This window comes from Shinella sp. HY16, from assembly GCF_028534175.1.
In the GTDB taxonomy this organism is placed as follows: domain Bacteria; phylum Pseudomonadota; class Alphaproteobacteria; order Rhizobiales; family Rhizobiaceae; genus Shinella.
The window spans coordinates 197,047-214,070 of record NZ_JAHYXL010000003.1 but is presented as its reverse complement, the minus strand read 5'-3'; the positions used below and the strand labels follow the sequence as shown (position 1 = coordinate 214,070).

The 17,024-nt window shown below is 65.0% G+C and carries 18 protein-coding genes; 13 read left to right on the top strand and 5 right to left on the bottom strand.

Annotated features, from left to right (window positions below; translation table 11 throughout):
* Window positions 1-3: 3 nt before the first annotated feature.
* The 4 genes from K0P03_RS27445 to K0P03_RS27430 all read right to left on the bottom strand — a co-directional run bounded on the left by K0P03_RS27445 (window position 4) and on the right by K0P03_RS27430 (window position 4,343).
* On the bottom strand, window positions 4-975 hold the full coding sequence (locus K0P03_RS27445) for an ABC transporter permease (RefSeq protein ID WP_130514429.1): 972 nt from the start codon (window positions 973-975) through the stop codon (window positions 4-6).
* Window positions 976-978: 3 nt separating this feature from the next.
* A complete protein-coding gene (locus tag K0P03_RS27440; protein ID WP_272791224.1) occupies window positions 979-2,529 on the bottom strand; it encodes a sugar ABC transporter ATP-binding protein in 1,551 nt (516 codons plus the stop codon).
* Between the two features lie 59 nt (window positions 2,530-2,588).
* Window positions 2,589-3,707: a sugar ABC transporter substrate-binding protein gene (locus K0P03_RS27435; protein WP_272791222.1), complete on the bottom strand. Its 1,119-nt coding sequence runs from the start codon at window positions 3,705-3,707 to the stop codon at window positions 2,589-2,591.
* A gap of 231 nt (window positions 3,708-3,938) precedes the next feature.
* Window positions 3,939-4,343 carry a MerR family transcriptional regulator gene (locus K0P03_RS27430; protein ID WP_023517105.1) on the bottom strand — a complete coding sequence of 135 codons (405 nt, stop codon included), beginning with the start codon at window positions 4,341-4,343 and terminating at the stop codon, window positions 3,939-3,941.
* 51 nt (window positions 4,344-4,394) lie between these two features.
* Between K0P03_RS27430 and K0P03_RS27425 the strand changes: the two genes are divergently transcribed.
* The 6 genes from K0P03_RS27425 (at window position 4,395) to nadE (ending at window position 11,176) form a co-directional block, all read left to right on the top strand.
* On the top strand, window positions 4,395-5,177 hold the full coding sequence (locus K0P03_RS27425; protein ID WP_272791221.1) for a glutaredoxin: 783 nt from the start codon (window positions 4,395-4,397) through the stop codon (window positions 5,175-5,177).
* Between the two features lie 180 nt (window positions 5,178-5,357).
* Complete coding sequence (locus K0P03_RS27420) at window positions 5,358-6,434, top strand: hypothetical protein (RefSeq protein ID WP_272791220.1); 1,077 nt, start codon at window positions 5,358-5,360, stop codon at window positions 6,432-6,434.
* A 3-nt stretch (window positions 6,435-6,437) separates the two neighbouring features.
* Complete coding sequence (gene asnB / locus K0P03_RS27415; protein ID WP_272791219.1) at window positions 6,438-8,393, top strand: asparagine synthase (glutamine-hydrolyzing); 1,956 nt, start codon at window positions 6,438-6,440, stop codon at window positions 8,391-8,393.
* A gap of 2 nt (window positions 8,394-8,395) precedes the next feature.
* Window positions 8,396-8,650 carry an acyl carrier protein gene (locus K0P03_RS27410; RefSeq protein ID WP_023515753.1) on the top strand — a complete coding sequence of 85 codons (255 nt, stop codon included), beginning with the start codon at window positions 8,396-8,398 and terminating at the stop codon, window positions 8,648-8,650.
* Between the two features lie 13 nt (window positions 8,651-8,663).
* Window positions 8,664-10,190, top strand: a complete 1,527-nt coding sequence (locus K0P03_RS27405; RefSeq protein WP_272791218.1) for a class I adenylate-forming enzyme family protein — start codon at window positions 8,664-8,666, stop codon at window positions 10,188-10,190.
* The gene (gene nadE, locus K0P03_RS27400; RefSeq protein WP_272791217.1) at window positions 10,187-11,176 is read left to right on the top strand and encodes an NAD(+) synthase; all 990 of its coding nucleotides are present in this window, start codon (window positions 10,187-10,189) and stop codon (window positions 11,174-11,176) included. The genes K0P03_RS27405 and nadE overlap by 4 nt, the downstream gene beginning before the upstream one ends.
* Here nadE and K0P03_RS27395 read toward each other — a convergent pair.
* On the bottom strand, window positions 11,173-12,576 hold the full coding sequence (locus K0P03_RS27395) for a S8 family serine peptidase (protein WP_272791216.1): 1,404 nt from the start codon (window positions 12,574-12,576) through the stop codon (window positions 11,173-11,175). The genes nadE and K0P03_RS27395 overlap by 4 nt on opposite strands.
* Window positions 12,577-12,686: 110 nt before the next feature.
* Here K0P03_RS27395 and K0P03_RS27390 point away from each other — a divergent pair, with 110 nt between their 5' ends.
* The 7 genes from K0P03_RS27390 to K0P03_RS27360 all read left to right on the top strand — a co-directional run bounded on the left by K0P03_RS27390 (window position 12,687) and on the right by K0P03_RS27360 (window position 17,020).
* Window positions 12,687-13,229, top strand: coding sequence for an RNA polymerase sigma factor (locus K0P03_RS27390; protein WP_023517513.1), 543 nt, complete (start codon window positions 12,687-12,689; stop codon window positions 13,227-13,229).
* Window positions 13,226-13,966 carry an anti-sigma factor family protein gene (locus K0P03_RS27385; RefSeq protein ID WP_272791215.1) on the top strand — a complete coding sequence of 247 codons (741 nt, stop codon included), beginning with the start codon at window positions 13,226-13,228 and terminating at the stop codon, window positions 13,964-13,966. The genes K0P03_RS27390 and K0P03_RS27385 overlap by 4 nt, the downstream gene beginning before the upstream one ends.
* Window positions 13,967-14,219: 253 nt before the next feature.
* Window positions 14,220-14,900, top strand: a complete 681-nt coding sequence (locus K0P03_RS27380) for a TetR/AcrR family transcriptional regulator (protein ID WP_130514421.1) — start codon at window positions 14,220-14,222, stop codon at window positions 14,898-14,900.
* The gene (locus tag K0P03_RS27375; RefSeq protein ID WP_272791214.1) at window positions 14,851-15,387 is read left to right on the top strand and encodes a GFA family protein; all 537 of its coding nucleotides are present in this window, start codon (window positions 14,851-14,853) and stop codon (window positions 15,385-15,387) included. The genes K0P03_RS27380 and K0P03_RS27375 overlap by 50 nt, the downstream gene beginning before the upstream one ends.
* Complete coding sequence (locus K0P03_RS27370; RefSeq protein ID WP_272791213.1) at window positions 15,380-15,688, top strand: DUF6958 family protein; 309 nt, start codon at window positions 15,380-15,382, stop codon at window positions 15,686-15,688. Before K0P03_RS27375 ends, K0P03_RS27370 begins: the two co-directional genes overlap by 8 nt.
* Window positions 15,689-15,776: 88 nt before the next feature.
* The gene (locus K0P03_RS27365; protein WP_272791212.1) at window positions 15,777-16,493 is read left to right on the top strand and encodes a DUF6065 family protein; all 717 of its coding nucleotides are present in this window, start codon (window positions 15,777-15,779) and stop codon (window positions 16,491-16,493) included.
* A 179-nt stretch (window positions 16,494-16,672) separates the two neighbouring features.
* The gene (locus K0P03_RS27360) at window positions 16,673-17,020 is read left to right on the top strand and encodes a hypothetical protein (RefSeq protein ID WP_272791211.1); all 348 of its coding nucleotides are present in this window, start codon (window positions 16,673-16,675) and stop codon (window positions 17,018-17,020) included.
* Window positions 17,021-17,024 lie beyond the last annotated feature (4 nt).

Genomic DNA, 17,024 nt, shown 5'->3' with positions numbered 1-17,024 from the left:
CCGTCAGTTCCGGCTTGCATGCAGGGCGAAACGGTCCTGCAGGCTGGCAAGATAGATCGCGACGAGCAGCACGCAACCGAAGACCATCTGGCGGATCGAGGGCTCGATGCCGGTGAGGTTCATCAGGTTCTCGATGATGGCGATGACGATAACCGCGCCGAACACGCCAGAAAGCCGCCCGATGCCGCCATTAAGGCTGGTACCGCCGAGAATGGTGCCGGCGAAGACCATGAGGATGTCACCCTCGCCGAGATCGGCGACGACCGATTGCAGGCGCCCGACTTCCAGGAGGCCGCCGACGGCGGCGGCAAGGCCGGCAATGCCGAAGCAGAGGATTTTCGTGCGGTGCACCTTTACACCGGCGAGGAAGGCGGCTTCCTCGTTGTTGCCGATGGCGTAGATCTCCTTGCCGATGCGATGGCGCTCCATGAAGATATAGGCAACGCCGTAGAGCACGAGCCAGACGAAGATCGCAACCGGAATGCCGAACCAGCGTGCTTCGCCGAGATAGGTATACTCGGCTGGCAGGTAGTAGACACCCTCGGGAATTAGGAAGACCACGGCACCGCGCATCACGAGCAGCGTCGCGAGCGTCACGAGGAAGGCGTTGACGCGCAGGTTTACCGCGAAGGCGCCTGCTGCAAGGCCGACAAGCAGGCCAACAACCGGCGTCAGGATGACGGCGAGAACGGGATGGACCACATCAGGCGCCCAGACCGTCATCGCCACGATGGCGACGGCCGGCGCAAAGGCAAAGCTCGATTCCAGCGAGAGATCGACCTCCTTGATGAGCAGGACGAGGAAGAGGCCGAGCACCATGCAGCCGAGCGGCGCTGCCGCCCAGAGCACGTTGGTGATGTTCTGCAGCGAGGCGAAACCGGGAACAGTGAGCCCGACGGCGACGAGAACGGCGAGCAGCACCCAGATGAGGTGGCGCTCCATCAGACGGGAGAACAGCCGGACTGTGCTGGACATCGTTCAAACTCCTTGAATGGTCTTGTAGAGCGCGGAGACGGTGAAGTTCTCCTCGCCGCGTTTGAGGACGGCGATAATGCGGCCACGGAAGAAGACATAGATGCGGTCGCAGACCGTGATCATCTCCTCCTCGCTCTCCGTCAGCATGATCACCGCACTGTCGCGCGACAGATCGGTGCGGATCGCCTTGAGGATTTCGGGTTTCGTGGCGAGATCGACGCCGCGTGTCGGTTCGTTGAGGATGAGCAGGCGCGGCGCGTTCAGCGTCAGGCGCGCGATCAGAACCTTCTGCTTGTTGCCGCCGGAAAGGCCGCTCATACCGATCTCCGGCCCCTTGGCCTTGACCTTGAACTCGACGATCTTGTCGGCCGTCACCTGGCGGGCGCGGCGGCTATCGATCAGGCCGAGCGCGGTGGAGAACTGGCGGTAGCTGGAAATCAGCGTGTTTTCGGCAATCGAGCGGCCCTGGATGACGGCCTGGCGCTCGCGATGTTTCGGCAGCAGCGCGATACGGTGCTTCATCGCTTCGCCGGGCGATGCAAGATGCAGCGCCCTGCCCTCCATCTCGAAGGTTCCGGCGTCAAGCACGCCGAGGCCGAACAGGGCTTCGGCCGCCTCGTCCTTGCCGGACCCGTCCAGCCCGGCAAAACCGATGACATCGCCCGTGCCGAGCGACAGCGTGACGTCCTCGAAGACACCGTGACGGGTGAGGCCGGAAATGCGGGCAATGGGGCGCGACTGATCTTCCGGCACGGCGCGCGCGAGGCCATCAAGGCTCATCACGGGAATGTCGCCGACGATCCAGTTGGCGAGTTCCGCACCGGTGGTGGCGGCGACGTCGAGCGTGGCGACGGCGCGGGCATCGCGCATGACCGTGACGCGGTCACAGAATTCCATGATCTCGGAAACGTGGTGCGAGATCAGCGTGTAGGACCGGTCGGGATGGCGGCGCACGAGATCGCGCAGCAGCGACAGCAGCATCGTCTTGCGCTCGCGCGAGAGCGAAGCGGTGATCTCGTCCAGCAGGATGACCTTCGCCTCGTCGATGAACTGCGCCTTGCCGAAGGCAAGCAATTGCTGGCTCTCGATGGGCAGCGTCAGCATCAGCGCGTCCGGATCGATGGAAAGCCCGACGGCCTCGGCAACCTCGACGGCCTTGCGTCGCATATCGGAACGGCGCAGGAAGCCGAGCCTGCGGGTCAGCGGCTGGCCCATGAACATGTTGTCGACGACGGACAGGCGCGGCGCGAATTTCGGCTCCTGCGGCACGAGCGAAACGCCGAGCCCGTGGGCACGCACGGGATTGTAGTCGGCGATGGCGACAGGCGCGCCGCCGATTTCGATCGTGCCCGACGTCGCCTGTTGCGCGCCGGAAATCAGGCTCATCAGCACGGACTTGCCGGCACCGTTGCGGCCGATGATGCCGTGGATCTCACCGCGGCGCACGGAAAGATCGACATCCGCGACGGCGGTGAGGCCCGGGAAGCTCTTGGTCAACCCGGCAAGGCGATAGGACGGCGTCCCGGTCGCCGGGAGGGCGGCGGATTGGATCATGGTTCTACTCGTGGTCGGGAAGGAAGGCGGCGGCCGACATGCCGCCGCCCGGCACTCAATCAGTTCGCGGCCTTCATCTGGTTCGCCCAGTTGCGGGCGTCGGCCGCCGGCACGTCTTCCGGTACGGAATAGGCCTGGATCTTGTACCAGTCGCCGTCGAAGGCCTCGGAGGGCACGATCTCGACCGGCGCCCAGAGCTCCTCGCCCTCGATGGGGAAGGTACCGGCGGAAGCCGACTTGTCGAGAAGCTTGCCGCTCTTCATCATGTCGTAGAGCAGACGCATGGAGACGATGCCCTCGCCCGTCGCCGGCTGCACCGAGACGTGGGTGAGATCGCCCTTCTCCACCGCTGCGAGTTCCGGCTGCGTGCCGTCGATCGTCGCGACCGGGATATGCGCCGGATCGTCCGACTTCTTCAGCATATCCTGCGCCCCGAAGGCCGGAATCGCACCGCCGATACCCATCGTGCCGTCGATGCTGGCGACCGCAAGGATCTTGTCCTTGCCGTAACGCGAGATCATGTCGTCGACGACCTTGCGGGCCTTGGACCCGTCGCAGCCCGCCTCATGGGATTCGATCTTGATGTTCGGGTTGTCCTTGACGATCGGATCGAAGGCCGAATGATAGCCGGCGCTGCGGCCGATGTCGAAGGATGCGGTGATGATGCAGCGCAGCTCGATGATTACGCCCTCTTGCTTGCGCCAGCTCTCGCCTCGGTTCTTTTCGAGCCAGTTCACGATCGCCTCGCCGCCCTTGCGGCCGGCCGTCTCGTTGTCGAAGGCGACGAAGGTCGACTTGGACTTCGGCACGAAGGCATTGGAAACGACGACCGGAACGTTCTTGGCGGCGAGGTCCTCGACCACCTTGATCATCGCCTCGCCGCGCCACGGAACCAGGAGCACGCCATCGACGCCGCGGGCGATCTGCGCGTCGAGCGCATTGCGTTGCGCACTCACGTCATTGGCGCCGAACACCGTGAACTCGATCTTCACGCCATCCTTTTCCTCGATGCGCTTCCTCTCGATCTCCTGCCCGAGCTGCACGCCGTTGAAATAGATGTCGTTCGGCTCCCACCGGATCACGGCAACGCGATAGCTGTCCTTCGCCACGGCGGCGGTGGACAGAGAAAGGGCGATCGTCATCGCTGACAGACCTGCCAGCAAAGTCCTGGTTTTCATGGATTCTCCTCCGAATGCGCCTCTTCGTCCAGCGCTATTTGTAACGTATATAGTCGTTATAATATCGTCAATAGATGTTACAAATTTTCCAGATGCCCATTTCTGCACACAGGAAGGCATGCGCCGCCGCGGTCGCCTCTCCGCAGAAGAAAATTCGAAAAACAGGATTGAAAACATACGGCCCCAGCCGGGGCAGCCACGGGTAAACCGGTCGTCCGAGCGGCTGACTGCTCAGGCCTTGAAGGATTTCAGGATGGGACAGGGGCCGGTCTTGCCGACCGCACATTCCGAGACAAGCTTCTGCAGCGACAGCCGTGCCTCCTGAAGCTCCGCCATCCGGGCCTCCAGTTCTGCAAGGCGCTTCGCCGCCAGGACGCGCACCGCCGCCCTGTCCTCGCCGGAATCGAGTGCGAGCAGCTGGCGGATTTCCTCCAGCGTGAAGCCGGCGGCCTGCGCCTGCCGGATGAACCGCAAGCGGCTGACATCGGCCGGCCCGTATCGACGGATACCGTCGAGGCGTCTGGGCGTCGCGAGCAATCCCCTGCGCTGGTAGAAACGCACGGTCTCCACGCCGACATTGCCTGCCGCCGCAAGTTTTCCGATCGTCAGTTCATCAGGGGCTTGACTCCGTACCATGGTACGGAACTTATAGTCCTGCCAACGATTTCACAAGACAGGAGACGTGAGATGTTGGACAGAAACGATCAGGCCGGCCGCACGGCCATCCTCTATCGCATGGTGATGCCCGGCCACACCTGCCCCTATGGCCTGAAGGCGAAGGACCTGCTGAAGCGCTCGGGCTACGAGGTCGACGACCGCCACCTGACGAGCCGCGGAGAAACAGACGCCTTCAAGGCGAAACACGCCGTTCCCACCACGCCGCAGGTTTTCATCGACGACGTGCGCGTCGGCGGCTACGACGACCTGAGGCGCTATCTCGGCAAGCCCGTCGTCGATCCGAAGGCCACCACCTACCGCCCCGTCATCGTGCTCTTCGCCCTGACGGCGCTGATGGCAATGGCCGCAAGCTACGCCGTCAGCGGCACGCCCTTCACCCTCAGGGCCGCGGAATGGTTCATCGCCTTCTCGATGGTCGCTCTCGCCATGCTGAAGCTGCAGAATGTCGAGAGTTTTGCGACCATGTTCCTCAATTACGACCTGCTCGCCAAGCGCTGGGTGCCCTACAGCTACATCTATCCCTATGCCGAGGGTCTTGCCGGCATCCTGATGGTGGCGGGCGCGCTCAACGGGCTGTCGATCCCGATCGCGCTCTTCATCGGCACGATCGGCGCCGTGTCGGTCTTTAAGGCGGTCTATATCGAGAAGCGTGAACTGAAATGCGCCTGCGTCGGCGGCTCCAGCAACGTGCCGCTCGGTTTCATCTCGCTGACGGAGAACCTGATGATGATCGCCATGGCGATCTGGATGGCGGCAGCCAGCCTCGGTTATGTCGGTGGACACGCCATGTAGTCTGCCGGGGAGCGTGCCATGTTGCCGCATGGCACGCTCCTTACGTTACGTCACCAACCCAGAATGCTTTCTTGACCTTTTCTTCACGCTCCTCGCGTAAGCAGAACAGGACGAGGCCCGGAATGGGACAGGGCCGGGTGGGTATCGATGTCGAGCGTTCGTTCATTTGAAGCAGGGGATGTGGATGCGGTCGCGGACCTGTTCCAGCGCCTGCTGCGCAAGACCGCCGATCCGGCGAACGACGATCTGAAAACCTATCTGCGCACCCTCTTCATCGACTTTTCCGAGAAAGAACCGGAGCTGCGCTCCCGCGTGCATGTGCGCGCCGATGGCAGCGTTTCAGGTTTCCTCGGTGTCCTGCCGATGGAGATGGAGTTCGAGGGCCGCCGCCTGAAGGTCGCCAACTGCGGCACTTTCGCTTGCGACGACCGGGACAGCGACCCTTTCGCCGCTCCGCGCCTGCTGCGCGACGTGTTCTCCGGACCCCAGGACTTCTCCTTCACCGAGACGTCCAACACGATTTCCACCGACATGTGGCGCAAGGCGCGCGCCACGGTCCTTGCGCCCTACAGCCTCGAATGGCTGCGCATCCTCAAGCCGGCCGCCTTCTCGCTGGAGGTCGCAGCCGGACGCCATTCCGCCCTGAAACTGTTCCGCCCGATCGCCCGCGCCGCCGATGCCATCGTTTCCCGGCGCAGCGAAAAGCAGACCTGGTCCCATTACGCGCCGCAGGCAAGCAAGGCGGACGCCTTCATCGACGAGCCGGTGCCCGATGATGAATTTGCCAACCTTTGCAGGCAATTTTCCAGCCATTTCCCGCTGCGTCCGGTCTGGGACAGACCGATGCTGGAAACGATGCTGCAGCACGCCGCGCGCAAGGCGATGCATGGCGAACGTGTTCAGCATGCCGTCAAGACCCGATCCGGCAAGGCCATGGGCGCCTACCTTTATTATGGCGGCCCGGGCGGCATCGGCCATACGGTCCAGATCATGGCGGAACCCGGCCAGGAATCCATCATCATCGATTGCCTGATACGAAATGCGCACGCCCGCGGCCTCGTCGCCATCCGCGGCCGCACACAGCCGGTCTTGCTGCAGGCAATGCTTGGCAAGAAATGCGCCTTCCTGCACACCTCCTCGACCATCGTGCATACCCGCGACCCCGCACTGCTGGAGGCGATGACGAACGGCAAGGCATTCCTCAACGGCCTTGCCGGCGAAGGCTGGACGCGCCTCATCGGCGACCGGTTCGGGTAAGCCATGTGCGGGATCGCTGGATACTACGGGGGAAACATCGCGCCGGAACGGGCGGCGGACCACCTGCGCCGCATGGTCGCCGCGCTTCGCCATCGCGGTCCGGACGGTGAAGGGATCCTCATCCGCAGCGATGCGGGCCTTGCCCATACGCGCCTTTCCATCGTCGGCCTTGCCGACGGCGCCCAGCCGATGGCGACGGATGACGGGGCGCTCGCGCTCTCCTTCAACGGCGAGATCTTCAACTATGTGGAGCTGCGCGACGATCTGACGGCCCGCGGCCACCGGTTCCGCACCACGTCGGACACCGAGGTTCTGCTCACGGCCTTTGCGGAAAAGGGACCTTCCTGCCTGGCGGACTTCAACGGTGACTTCGCCTTCGCCATCCACGATGCGAAGAATCGTCGGCTTCTGCTTGCCCGCGACCGCATGGGCGTGCGTCCGCTGTTCTATACGCGGCATGAAGGCGCGCTGTTCTTCGCCTCCGAGATCGGCGCGCTGCTGGCCCTGCCCGGCATGGCCGCCGAGATCGATCCCGTGGCGCTCGACCAGATCTTTACGCTCTGGTGCCCGATCCCGCCGCGCACCGCCTACCGCAACATCTTCGAACTGCCGCCCGGGCACCTGATGACCGTCGAGGGCGACCGCCAGACGGTCCGACCCTGGTGGCAACTCTCCTTCCCCGATCGCGGCGATGTCCCGCCGGCCAGCCGGTTCGAAAGCCAGGTCGAGGAGCTGCGCGCGCTTCTCGCCGATGCGACGCGCATTCGCCTGCGCGCCGACGTGCCCGTCGGATCCTATCTTTCCGGCGGCATCGATTCTTCCATCATCGCCGCGCTTGCTGCGCGCAGCGTGACGCGCGGCCTTCGCACCTTTTCCCTGACCTTCCGCAGCGAGGAACACGACGAAAGCGCCTGGCAGCGGCAGATGGCAGCCACGCTCGATGCGGCCGCCGACAGCGTCGAATGCTCGACGGAGGCGATCGCACACCACCTGCCCGCAGTGATGGGCCATATCGAGCGACCGATCCTGCGCGCTGCCCCTGTGCCGCTGCACCTGCTTGCCGCCCGCGTGCGCGAGCGCGGCATGAAGGTCGTGCTGACCGGCGAGGGTGCGGACGAGATCTTCGCCGGCTACGACCTTTTCCGTGAGGCACGCGTCCGGCGCTTCTGCGGCCGGCAACCGGGATCCGTCCACCGCCCCCGTCTCTTCCAGCGGCTCTACCCCTATCTGCCGGGCCTCAAACAGCAGACGCCGGAATATCTCGCGCGTTTCTTCGCCTTCGGCTCGGAAGCCCTCGACGATCCGCTCTATTCCCACCGCCCGCGCTTCCGCTCCACGGCGGCGGCAAAGCTGTTCTTCTCCGCCGGCCTCAAGGAGACGCTTGGCAACTACGACGCCGCCGAGGACCTTGCAGCGCAGCTGCCGGCCGATTTCCGCCGCTGGCATCCGCTGCACCAGGCGCAATATCTCGAAACGGCCTTCCTGCTGCCGGGCTATATCCTGTCCAGCCAGGGCGACCGGGTGATGATGGCCAATGCCGTGGAAGGCCGCTTTCCCTTCCTCGACCACCGGGTCGTCGCCTTCGCCGCCGGCCTTGCCCCGGATACGAAGCTGCTCGGCCTTCGTGAAAAGCACATTCTCAAGGAAGCCGCCCGCGGCCTCGTACCCGAGGCCATCATCGACCGCCCGAAACAGCCCTATCGCGCGCCGGACAGCGAGAGCTTCGCCGCCCCGCACACGCCGGCCTATCTTGACACCGTGCTGTCGCCGGAGCGGCTTGCCGAGGGTGGGCTGTTCAATGTCCAGGCCGTCGGCAAGCTGAAGGAGAAGGTTCGCAACGGACAGGTCTCCGGCTTCCGCGACAACACGGCCTTCATCGGCATCCTCTCCACCGAGCTCCTGCGCGGCACCGGCGCCGCGCGATCCACAGAACCTGCATCCAGCATTGGGATAAGCTGACCATGTCCGACGAGACCAAAGCCGCAATCCGCACCTTCATCGTGGAAAACTTCCTGTTCGGCGACGACAGCCATCCGCTGCCGGCCGACCTGTCGCTGATCGACAACGACCTCGTCGATTCCACCGGCATCCTCGAACTCGTCGGCTTCCTTGAAGAACGCTTCGGCATCCAGGTCGCCGATGCCGACATCGTCCCGACCAACCTCGACACGATCGAGCGCATCGCCGGCTTCATCGACCGCAAGCAGGCGGCCTGACGGCAAGCCAGCCATGCGGATCGAGCAATATCTCAAGGACAGCGCAGCCCGCGACGGCGCCCAGACGGCGATCGTCTCGGGCGACGTGCGGCTCAGCTACGCGCGCTTCCTCGATCTTGCGACACGCATGGCAACGACGCTGCGCACACGTGGCGTCGAACGCGGCGACCGCGTTCTCATCCTCCTGGACAACGGCTGGCAGACCGCCGTCGCCGTCCTCGCGACCTGGATTGCGGGTGCCGTCATCTGCCCCGTCAACCCCGCGGCCAAGAGCACGCGGCTCGCGCAGATCGCCCGCGACTGCACCCCTGCGCTGGTCTTCGTGGAAGGCCGCCTCGAAAGGCTGCTTGATGAAACACCAGAGATCGCCGCGACACCTCGCATCGTGGCAGGCGGCGGCTTCGAGGCAGCGCTCGATGCCGCGCCGCTCATCGCCGACCCCCTGCCCGACACGGATCTCGCAGCACTGATCTACACATCGGGCTCGACGGGGGAACCGAAAGGCGTGATGCTCTCCCATGAGAACATGGACGCCGCTGCCCGCGCGATCACCACCTATCTCGAGAACACCGCCGCCGACACCATTCTCGTCGTGCTGCCCATATCCTTCGGCTACGGCCTCAACCAGCTCGTCACCGCCATGCGCTGCGGTGCGACCCTGGTCATCGAGAAATCCTTCGCCTTTCCGCAGGCGATCTTCGAGAGGATCCGCGACGAGCGCGTCACCGGATTTCCCCTCGTGCCGGCCATGGCCGCCATGATGATGCAGGCGCGCGACCTCGACGCGTCGCTTTTTGCAAGCCTGCGCTACGTCACCAGCGCCGCCGCGCCCATGCCGCTCGCCCATCTCGACTGGCTGCGCGCCTTCCTGCCGCAAGTGAAACTCTATTCGATGTACGGCCAGACCGAATGCACCCGTGCGAGCTGGCTGCCGCCGGGCGATATCGATGCCCGGCGCGGTTCTGTCGGCATCGCCATACCGGGCGGCCGGGCCGAGGTCGTCGATGAGGCAGGTGCGCCTGTGTCGCCCGGCACGGTCGGCGAACTGGTGATCAGCGGGCCGCATGTCATGCGCGGCTACTGGCAGAACGAGGCCGCGACACGCCGCGCGCTGCGGCCCGATCCGCGTATGGACGGCCTGCGCCTCCACACCGGCGACCTTTTCACCGCGGATGCGGACGGCTACCTCACCTTCGTCTCCCGCATGGACGACATCATCAAGTCGCGCGGCGAGAAGGTCGCGCCGAAAGCCGTGGAAGACGTGCTCTGCCGCATGCCGGGCGTCGCGGAAGCACTGGTCGTCGGCATTCCCCATGAGGTCCTCGGGCAGGCGGTCAAGGCTGTGGTCGTCGCCTCGGACCCGGCCCTCACCGAACGGGACGTGCTGCGCTTCTGCGCCCGCCATCTCGAGGACCACATGGTCCCGAAGCAAGTCGAATTCCGGGATACCCTTCCCAAGACCGATTCCGGCAAGGTAAGCCGCCGGCTTGCCGCCGAACCCGCCATTACGACTGGCCAAAAGACAGGATCGCCTGCATGACCGCGCCGAAGTCCCACACGCCCACCTTTGCCCCGCTCGTGCTCGATCCCGCTGCAGAGGTAGAACGCATTACCGGCTGGATGCGCGAGCGCCTGCGCCTCGACCTGCGCAAGCGCGGCCTGGTGCTCGGCCTTTCCGGCGGCATCGATTCCAGCCTCTGCGCAGCGCTCGCCGTCAAGGCGCTCGGCGCAAAGAACGTCTTCGCCCTGTTCATGCCGGAAAACGATTCCGATCCGGAAAGCCTGCGCCTCGGGCGCAGCGTCGCCGAAACCTTCGGCATCGAGAGCATCGTCGAGGATATCGGCCCATCGCTCGCCGCCATGGGCTGTTATACGCGCCGCGACGCCTTCATCCGCGAGGCCGTGCCGGAATACGAGGCGGGCTGGGCCTCCAAGATCGTCTTCGACAACCCGATGACGACGGGCGGTTACAACATCTCCTCCCTCGTCGTGCGCGCGCCCGACGGTGAAATGCGCAAGGTGCGCCTGTCGGCAAATGCCTATCTCGGCATCGTCGCGGCGACGAACATGAAGCAGCGTACCCGCAAGCAGCTCGAGTACTACCACGCCGACCGGCTGAACTTCGCCGTGCTCGGCACGCCGAATCGGCTGGAATACGACCAGGGCTTCTTCGTCAAGAACGGCGACGGCGCCGCCGATATCAAGCCGATCGCCCACCTCTACAAGTCGCAGGTCTTCCAGCTTGCCGCCCATCTCGGCGTCCCGGCCGACATCCTGTCGCGTCCGCCCACCACCGACACCTATTCCCTGCCGCAGACCCAGGAAGAGTTCTACTTCGCCCTGCCCTACGACAAGATGGACATCTGCCTCTACGGGCTGGAGAACGCCGTGCCGCCAGCGGAGATCGCCGCAGCAACGGGCCTCAAGGCAAGCGACGTCGAACTGGTCTGGACGGACATCGCCGCCAAGCGCAAGGTTGCCCGCTACCTGCATTGCCCGCCGCTCGTCTTCGATGGTGCGGACTAGGTTCCGCACAACGCGCGGGCGTTGAGCAATCCCCAGCCGTAGACGGCATCCTTGCCGGGCTTGCCGATGTCCTCGGCGGATTTCATCAGTTCCGCCTCGACCGCGTCCGGCGAAAGGCCGGGCTTGGCGGTCAGGAGAACGGAGACGGCAGCGGTGACGAAGGGGGCGGCGAACGAGGTGCCGCTCTTCTGCCTTGCACCGGAAACCGACGCCGCCGTCCACACGCCGACGCCGGGCGCCGCGATATCGATATGGTCCCCCCGCACTGCGCGGCGATAGGGATTGCGCGCCTTGTCGACCGCCGTCACGGCGATCACGTGCTCATAGGCGGCGGGATAGACCGGCTCGGCATTCGGCCCGTCATTGCCGGCAGCGGCAACCATGATGATCCCCCGGCTGGCGGCGGCCGCCACCGCCCGCTCCAGCAGCATATTGGCCGGACCCGTGAGGCTCAGGTTGACGACCCGGATGTCACGCTGGACGAGAAGGTCGAGCGCACGTACGAGGTCGTAGACATTGGCGATGTCGGCGGTCTTGCGAAAACGCTGGAAAGCATCCACGGCGACGACCTCGGCCTCGGGCAGCAGGCCCGGCACGCGGCTGCCGGGTGCTCCGACCAGCAGGGCCGCGACGGCCGTGCCGTGCTGCTCGCCCGATGCCGCACCCTTTTCGTCGCCAAGGCTGAGCACCTCCAGCCGCGCCTTCGCCAGAACGGCATGGTCGGCATTGATCGCCGTGTCGATGAGGCCGATGCGTTGCGGCTTCAGGCAGGCCATGCCGCTGCCGTCACCTCCGGTCGGCCAGCCGACCATGTGGCGCACCAGGCCGCAGCTTTCCCGCACGCAGGCCGCCTTTTCGGCCTCTGCCGCCTGCGGCTGGTAGAAATGGTTGAAATCCACCGCCGCAGTGGCACTGCGGGCCGAGACGGCAGCGCGCGCAGCCTCGAGGGTCATGCCCCGGGGAACGATGAGGCGAACCATCTCGCCGCCGACCAGCGCGACCTCGATGCGGCTGTCGATGACGAAGCCGTCCTGTGTCAGGCCGGCAAGCGCGCCCTCATCGAGGCCCGTCGCGACGATCTCGTTCTGTGCCCGCTCCGGCACCACGACCGGCCGGCGCACGGGCACGCGCCGGACCTCGCGCTCGGGACGGGAGAACAGCGGGCGCAGGATACGCGGCGTCTCCATGCGGCGGTCATCCCCGCGGCCGCCGCGATGGCTGCTGCCGCCGTCGTCATCGTCATCGTCATCACCGTCGTCGCCGTCGTCGTCGTCGGCAAGGGCCATGGCCACGCCCGGCGCCAGGCTACCTTGCGGCGCAGGCAGGGCAACGACCCCGGCCATGACCAGCGCAGCGAGGAGGGAAAGGCGTACGGTTCTGTCCATAAGGCGGCTCGGCATGGTCCGTCTCCCGTGGCGACACCGGTTCATCGGTGCCACCTTCTGTTGATAGTCATCCCTGACATACGTTTGACTCGACAGCTTATTCCATGGCGTGCCAAAGAAATTGCATGACGAACACCATGCCGACGGTGCCGGAACGGCTTGTGGCCTTCCTGCCGAACCTCAGACGTTTTGCGATTTCTCTCTGCCGTTCACGGGAACTGGCCGACGACCTGGTGCAGGCCGCCTGCGAGCGGGCGATCCTCGCCGCAGACAGCTTTGCACCCGACAGCCGCTTCGACGCGTGGATGTTCCGCATCCTGCGCAATCTGTGGATCGACCACCTGCGCCGCCAGAAGACGGCCGGCCCGCATGACGACATCGACGAGGCGCTCGACGTCTCCGTGCCCTCGGGCGAGGCGGCCGCCCATGCGCGCATGGACCTCGCCGGCGTGGCCGCCGCCTTGCAGAAGCTGCCGACGGAACAGCGCGAAGTGCTGGTTCTGGTCTGCGTGGAGGACATGAGCTACCGCGATGCCGCGGAAGTGCTGGCCATTCCGATCGGCACGGTGATGAGCCGCCTTGCCCGCGCACGGAAAAATTTGATGGAACTCACGGGAATAAGTTTCAGCGACGGGCGTTCGTCCGATACGAAAGGCGGCGTTCTATGAGCAAACAGGAATTCGACGACGAAACATTGATGGCGTTTGCCGATGGCGAACTGGACGAGGCGCAGAGCCTCGCCCTGGAAGAGGCGCTCGCCGACGACGAGGCCCTCGCCGAACGGCTCGCCGTCTTTTTCGACAGCCGCCGTCTGGTCGGCGACACCCTCAAGCCGCTGATCGACGAGCCGGTGCCGGAAGCACTGACCGTTGCGGTGCAGCGCATGGTGCAGGAGGCGGGGCAGAAATCAGCACCGCCGCAGGACAATGTCGTCTCCTTCCCCGCAAGGCCACATCCGGAGCCCGTCCGGCCGGTGGCGCGGTCGTGGATGATGCCGATCGCGGCGAGCCTCGTCGCCGTCATCACCGGCGTCGTCGGCTTCACGCTCGGGCGCATGGGCCCTTCGACGACGGATTCCGGCGCAGAGATCGCCGCCGCCCTCGATCGTGAGGCATCCGGCCGGGACGTGACGCTCGGCACTTCCGTGCTGCATGTCGTCGCCACCTTCCGCGACGAGCGCGGCGAGCTCTGCCGGGAATACCGGCTGACACAGCCGGCAAGCAACACACAGACCGTTGCCTGCCGTCAGGACGGCGCCTGGACCACGCGGCTCGCGCTGACGACGCCGCAGGCCGAAGGCTACGTGCCCGCCTCCGCACAGGAGACCGTCGACGCCTACCTCGCCTCCATCCAGGCAGGCGCGCCGCTTTCGGCCGAAGAGGAGCGCAAGGCGCTTTCTCCCTGAAAAACTACTTATACCGCCTTCCGGGCGGCCGGCGGCTCCTCCCAACAAGGGAAGGAGCCTTGCCTGCAGTTTGCGGCAGATCGAAAATCGACAAGTCATAAGGCCCCGAACGGCTCCGCTCCCACATCGGAAAGGCCGGCGGACAAGGCGTTTTGGACGTGATGCCCTGCTCAGGGCATAGGGGACGGCACAGCCAAATAGATTGATATCAATCTATTCTTGACACATACCAACCGTATGGTATGTTACCAACATGTCCAGACCGACCAAACACGCCCCCGAACGCGGCAATGCACGAACCCGGCTCCTCGAGGCGGCCCGCGACATCATCCGCGAGAAGGGATTTGCCGCAACGAGCGTCGATGACCTCTGCAAGGCAGCCGACGTCACCAAGGGCGCCTTCTTCCATCACTTCGCCAGCAAGGAGGCGCTGGGCGTGGCGGTTGCAGAGTTCTGGACGGAGACGACGACGGCCTATTTTGCAGCCGCGCCCTATCATGCGCCGAACGACGCACTCGCCCGGGTCCTTGCCTATGTGGCGTTCCGCAAGGCGATCATCACGGGCGCGCTGAAGGATTTCACCTGCCTCGTCGGAACGATGGCGCAGGAGGTGCACGCGAGCGCGCCCGATATTCGCGACGCCTGCGGCCGCAGCATCTTCGGTCATACGGCGACGCTGGAGGCCGATATCGAGACGGCGCGGCAAGAGCGCGGCATCGCCGCGGACTGGTCGGCCGACAGCCTGGCACGGCACATGCAGGCCGTGCTGCAGGGCGGTTTCGTCCTTGCCAAGGCCGGCAACGACCCCGTGCTCGCGCGCGAAAGCCTCGATCATCTGGAGCGATACATACGACACCTGTTCAACGCCATGGAGGATGACGCGCATGATGAGAGCGACCCAGATCGGCTGCGCCTGCGGGCGGACATGCCTTGAACTGCGGGGAGACCCGATCCTCGTTTCGGAGTGCCTGTGCAACAGCTGCCGGGCCGCCGCCGGCAGGCTCGCCGCCCTTCCCGGCGCGAAGAACACACTGACAGCCTACCAGGCGACACCCGCGGCGGAGTACCGCAAGGACCGGATACAGTTCCTCTCCGGCGCGGAAACCCTCCGGGAGTTTCGCCTCTCCCCCGGCGCTGGCTCGCGCCGGGTGATCGCGACCTGCTGCAATACACCTGTTTTCCTGGAGATGAAGGGCGCGCACTGGCTGAGCCTCTACCTGCATCTGTGGCCGGAGGCGGCAAGGCCGAAGGCGACGTTCCGCACGATGACCGGCGACCTTGCCAATACGTCCGGCCTGCCGGCCGACATGCCGAACCTCAAGACCCATACCGTCACCTTCTATGCCAAGCTTCTGGCGGCATGGATCGCCATGGGCTTCCGCAATCCGAAAATCACCGTGGGAGGAACCGTCGATGCCTGAGAAAATCGAAATCGAGAACGTCAACATTCCCGGCCGCACGGAGCGGGTGGACCACACGAAATACATGGCGATGCGCAAGGCGCTTCTCACCGCCCTGCCGGACACCGCGCCCGGCATGACGGTGGCGGAGGCCCAGGCCGCCCTCCTGCCCTTCCTCTCGGAAGCGGATTTTCCGGAGCGGCAGAAGGCGGGCTGGTGGATGAAGGCCGTGCAACTCGACCTTGAGGCGAAGGGCGTCATCCGGCGTGCACCGCGCAAGCCGGTGCAGCTCTACCGCCTTGCTGCCGCTGTGGCCGGCTGAACGGCATCTCCCGGCTTTTTTCGGGATGCCGGGAATAGACTGCAGCCGGCGCCGTTCCTCCTTCAATCGAACGATGAGGAGAACAGCGATGGTACTCGCCCTTCTGAAGAAACCGCAGCCCCGGCTGACCTTCCTCTGCCGCAAGGAGGACGAGGGTGTCATCCCCGCCCCGGTGCGCGCCAAGACGGCCCTGCCCGACTGGTTCCGCAAGCTGCCGCCCGTCGATGCCGCCCATGTCTCTCCGACGAACAGCGGCCTGACGGTGAAGCGTTGCATGCCCTTTCTCGACGCCATGGCGGCGGGATGGGTGATCGGGCTTTCCGGCACGGTCCGCATGGAGATATCCGATGGCGGCAGGACCGTGGATTGCGGCTGGGATTTCGATCGCACGCTGGTCAGCAACCATGCGAGCCACCAGGTCGCCGGCAATCCGCGCGAGCCCCTGCCGCCCTGCAAGTTCCACAACTACTGGACCATCCGCACGCCGCCGGGCTGGAGCTGCCTCTTCGTGCCGCCGCTCAACCGGGCGAACGGCGTCTTCGAGGTCGTGGCCGGCGTCGTCGACACCGATACCTACCAGTCGGAAATCCACTTCCCCTTCTTCGCCACCGGCGAGGACGGCCTGCATGTGCTCGAACGCGGCACGCCCCTCGTACAGGTCATCCCCTTCCGACGAGAAACCTCCGACCTCGACGCTGACATCCGCGCCGAGTGCGAGGCAGAGGGCACGGTCCGCAAGACGATCCTACGCAAGACACTCGCTGCCGACGGCTGGTACCGCAAGTTCGCGCGCGCACAGCGATAGCCCGCAGAAGACGAAAACTGCCCTTTCACCGCCGTTGCACACGCAGCGGCGGCGATGCCGCATGGACACAGAAACGATCTATGCAATTGAAAAATATTTGGTTTTTTTTGGGAATAGACACCCTATCCCGCCGTTCCTCCTTTGCAGCCGGCAAGGCTGTCATTCAAAGGAGACATGCCATGAAGAAACTCATCGCAATCCTCGGCACCTTCCTCGTGGTCGGTGCGGCAGCGCCGGCCCCTGCTATCGCGGACGATCCGGTCCAGCAGTTCCTGCAGAAGATGACGCGCAGCAACAAGGCGCACCACAGTCGCGCCTATCGTGACCGGGACGACGACCGCCGGGGCAGCTGGAGTTCCAACCGCAATTCCAACAGCAGCTCCAACAGCTCGTCGAACTCCTCGCGGAACTCCAACTCCAATTCGAGTTCCAATTCGTCAAGCAACTCCTCCTCGAACAGCTCTTCCAACTCTTCGAGCAATTCGAGCTCGAACTCTTCGTCGAACTCTTCGTCCGACGACGATTGAGACC

Excerpts from the sequence above, each read along its gene's own strand:
- K0P03_RS27445 (WP_130514429.1), bottom strand. The coding sequence starts at position 975 with ATGTCCAGCACAGTCCGGCTGTTCTCCCGTCTGATGGAGCGCCACCTC.
- K0P03_RS27440 (WP_272791224.1), bottom strand. The coding sequence starts at position 2,529 with ATGATCCAATCCGCCGCCCTCCCGGCGACCGGGACGCCGTCCTATCGC.
- K0P03_RS27435 (WP_272791222.1), bottom strand. The coding sequence starts at position 3,707 with ATGAAAACCAGGACTTTGCTGGCAGGTCTGTCAGCGATGACGATCGCC.
- K0P03_RS27430 (WP_023517105.1), bottom strand. The coding sequence starts at position 4,343 with ATGGTACGGAGTCAAGCCCCTGATGAACTGACGATCGGAAAACTTGCG.
- K0P03_RS27425 (WP_272791221.1), top strand. The coding sequence starts at position 4,395 with ATGTTGGACAGAAACGATCAGGCCGGCCGCACGGCCATCCTCTATCGC.
- asnB (WP_272791219.1), top strand. The coding sequence starts at position 6,438 with ATGTGCGGGATCGCTGGATACTACGGGGGAAACATCGCGCCGGAACGG.
- K0P03_RS27410 (WP_023515753.1), top strand. The coding sequence starts at position 8,396 with ATGTCCGACGAGACCAAAGCCGCAATCCGCACCTTCATCGTGGAAAAC.
- K0P03_RS27405 (WP_272791218.1), top strand. The coding sequence starts at position 8,664 with ATGCGGATCGAGCAATATCTCAAGGACAGCGCAGCCCGCGACGGCGCC.
- nadE (WP_272791217.1), top strand. The coding sequence starts at position 10,187 with ATGACCGCGCCGAAGTCCCACACGCCCACCTTTGCCCCGCTCGTGCTC.
- K0P03_RS27395 (WP_272791216.1), bottom strand. The coding sequence starts at position 12,576 with ATGCCGAGCCGCCTTATGGACAGAACCGTACGCCTTTCCCTCCTCGCT.
- K0P03_RS27390 (WP_023517513.1), top strand. The coding sequence starts at position 12,687 with ATGACGAACACCATGCCGACGGTGCCGGAACGGCTTGTGGCCTTCCTG.
- K0P03_RS27385 (WP_272791215.1), top strand. The coding sequence starts at position 13,226 with ATGAGCAAACAGGAATTCGACGACGAAACATTGATGGCGTTTGCCGAT.
- K0P03_RS27380 (WP_130514421.1), top strand. The coding sequence starts at position 14,220 with ATGTCCAGACCGACCAAACACGCCCCCGAACGCGGCAATGCACGAACC.
- K0P03_RS27375 (WP_272791214.1), top strand. The coding sequence starts at position 14,851 with ATGATGAGAGCGACCCAGATCGGCTGCGCCTGCGGGCGGACATGCCTT.
- K0P03_RS27370 (WP_272791213.1), top strand. The coding sequence starts at position 15,380 with ATGCCTGAGAAAATCGAAATCGAGAACGTCAACATTCCCGGCCGCACG.
- K0P03_RS27365 (WP_272791212.1), top strand. The coding sequence starts at position 15,777 with ATGGTACTCGCCCTTCTGAAGAAACCGCAGCCCCGGCTGACCTTCCTC.
- K0P03_RS27360 (WP_272791211.1), top strand. The coding sequence starts at position 16,673 with ATGAAGAAACTCATCGCAATCCTCGGCACCTTCCTCGTGGTCGGTGCG.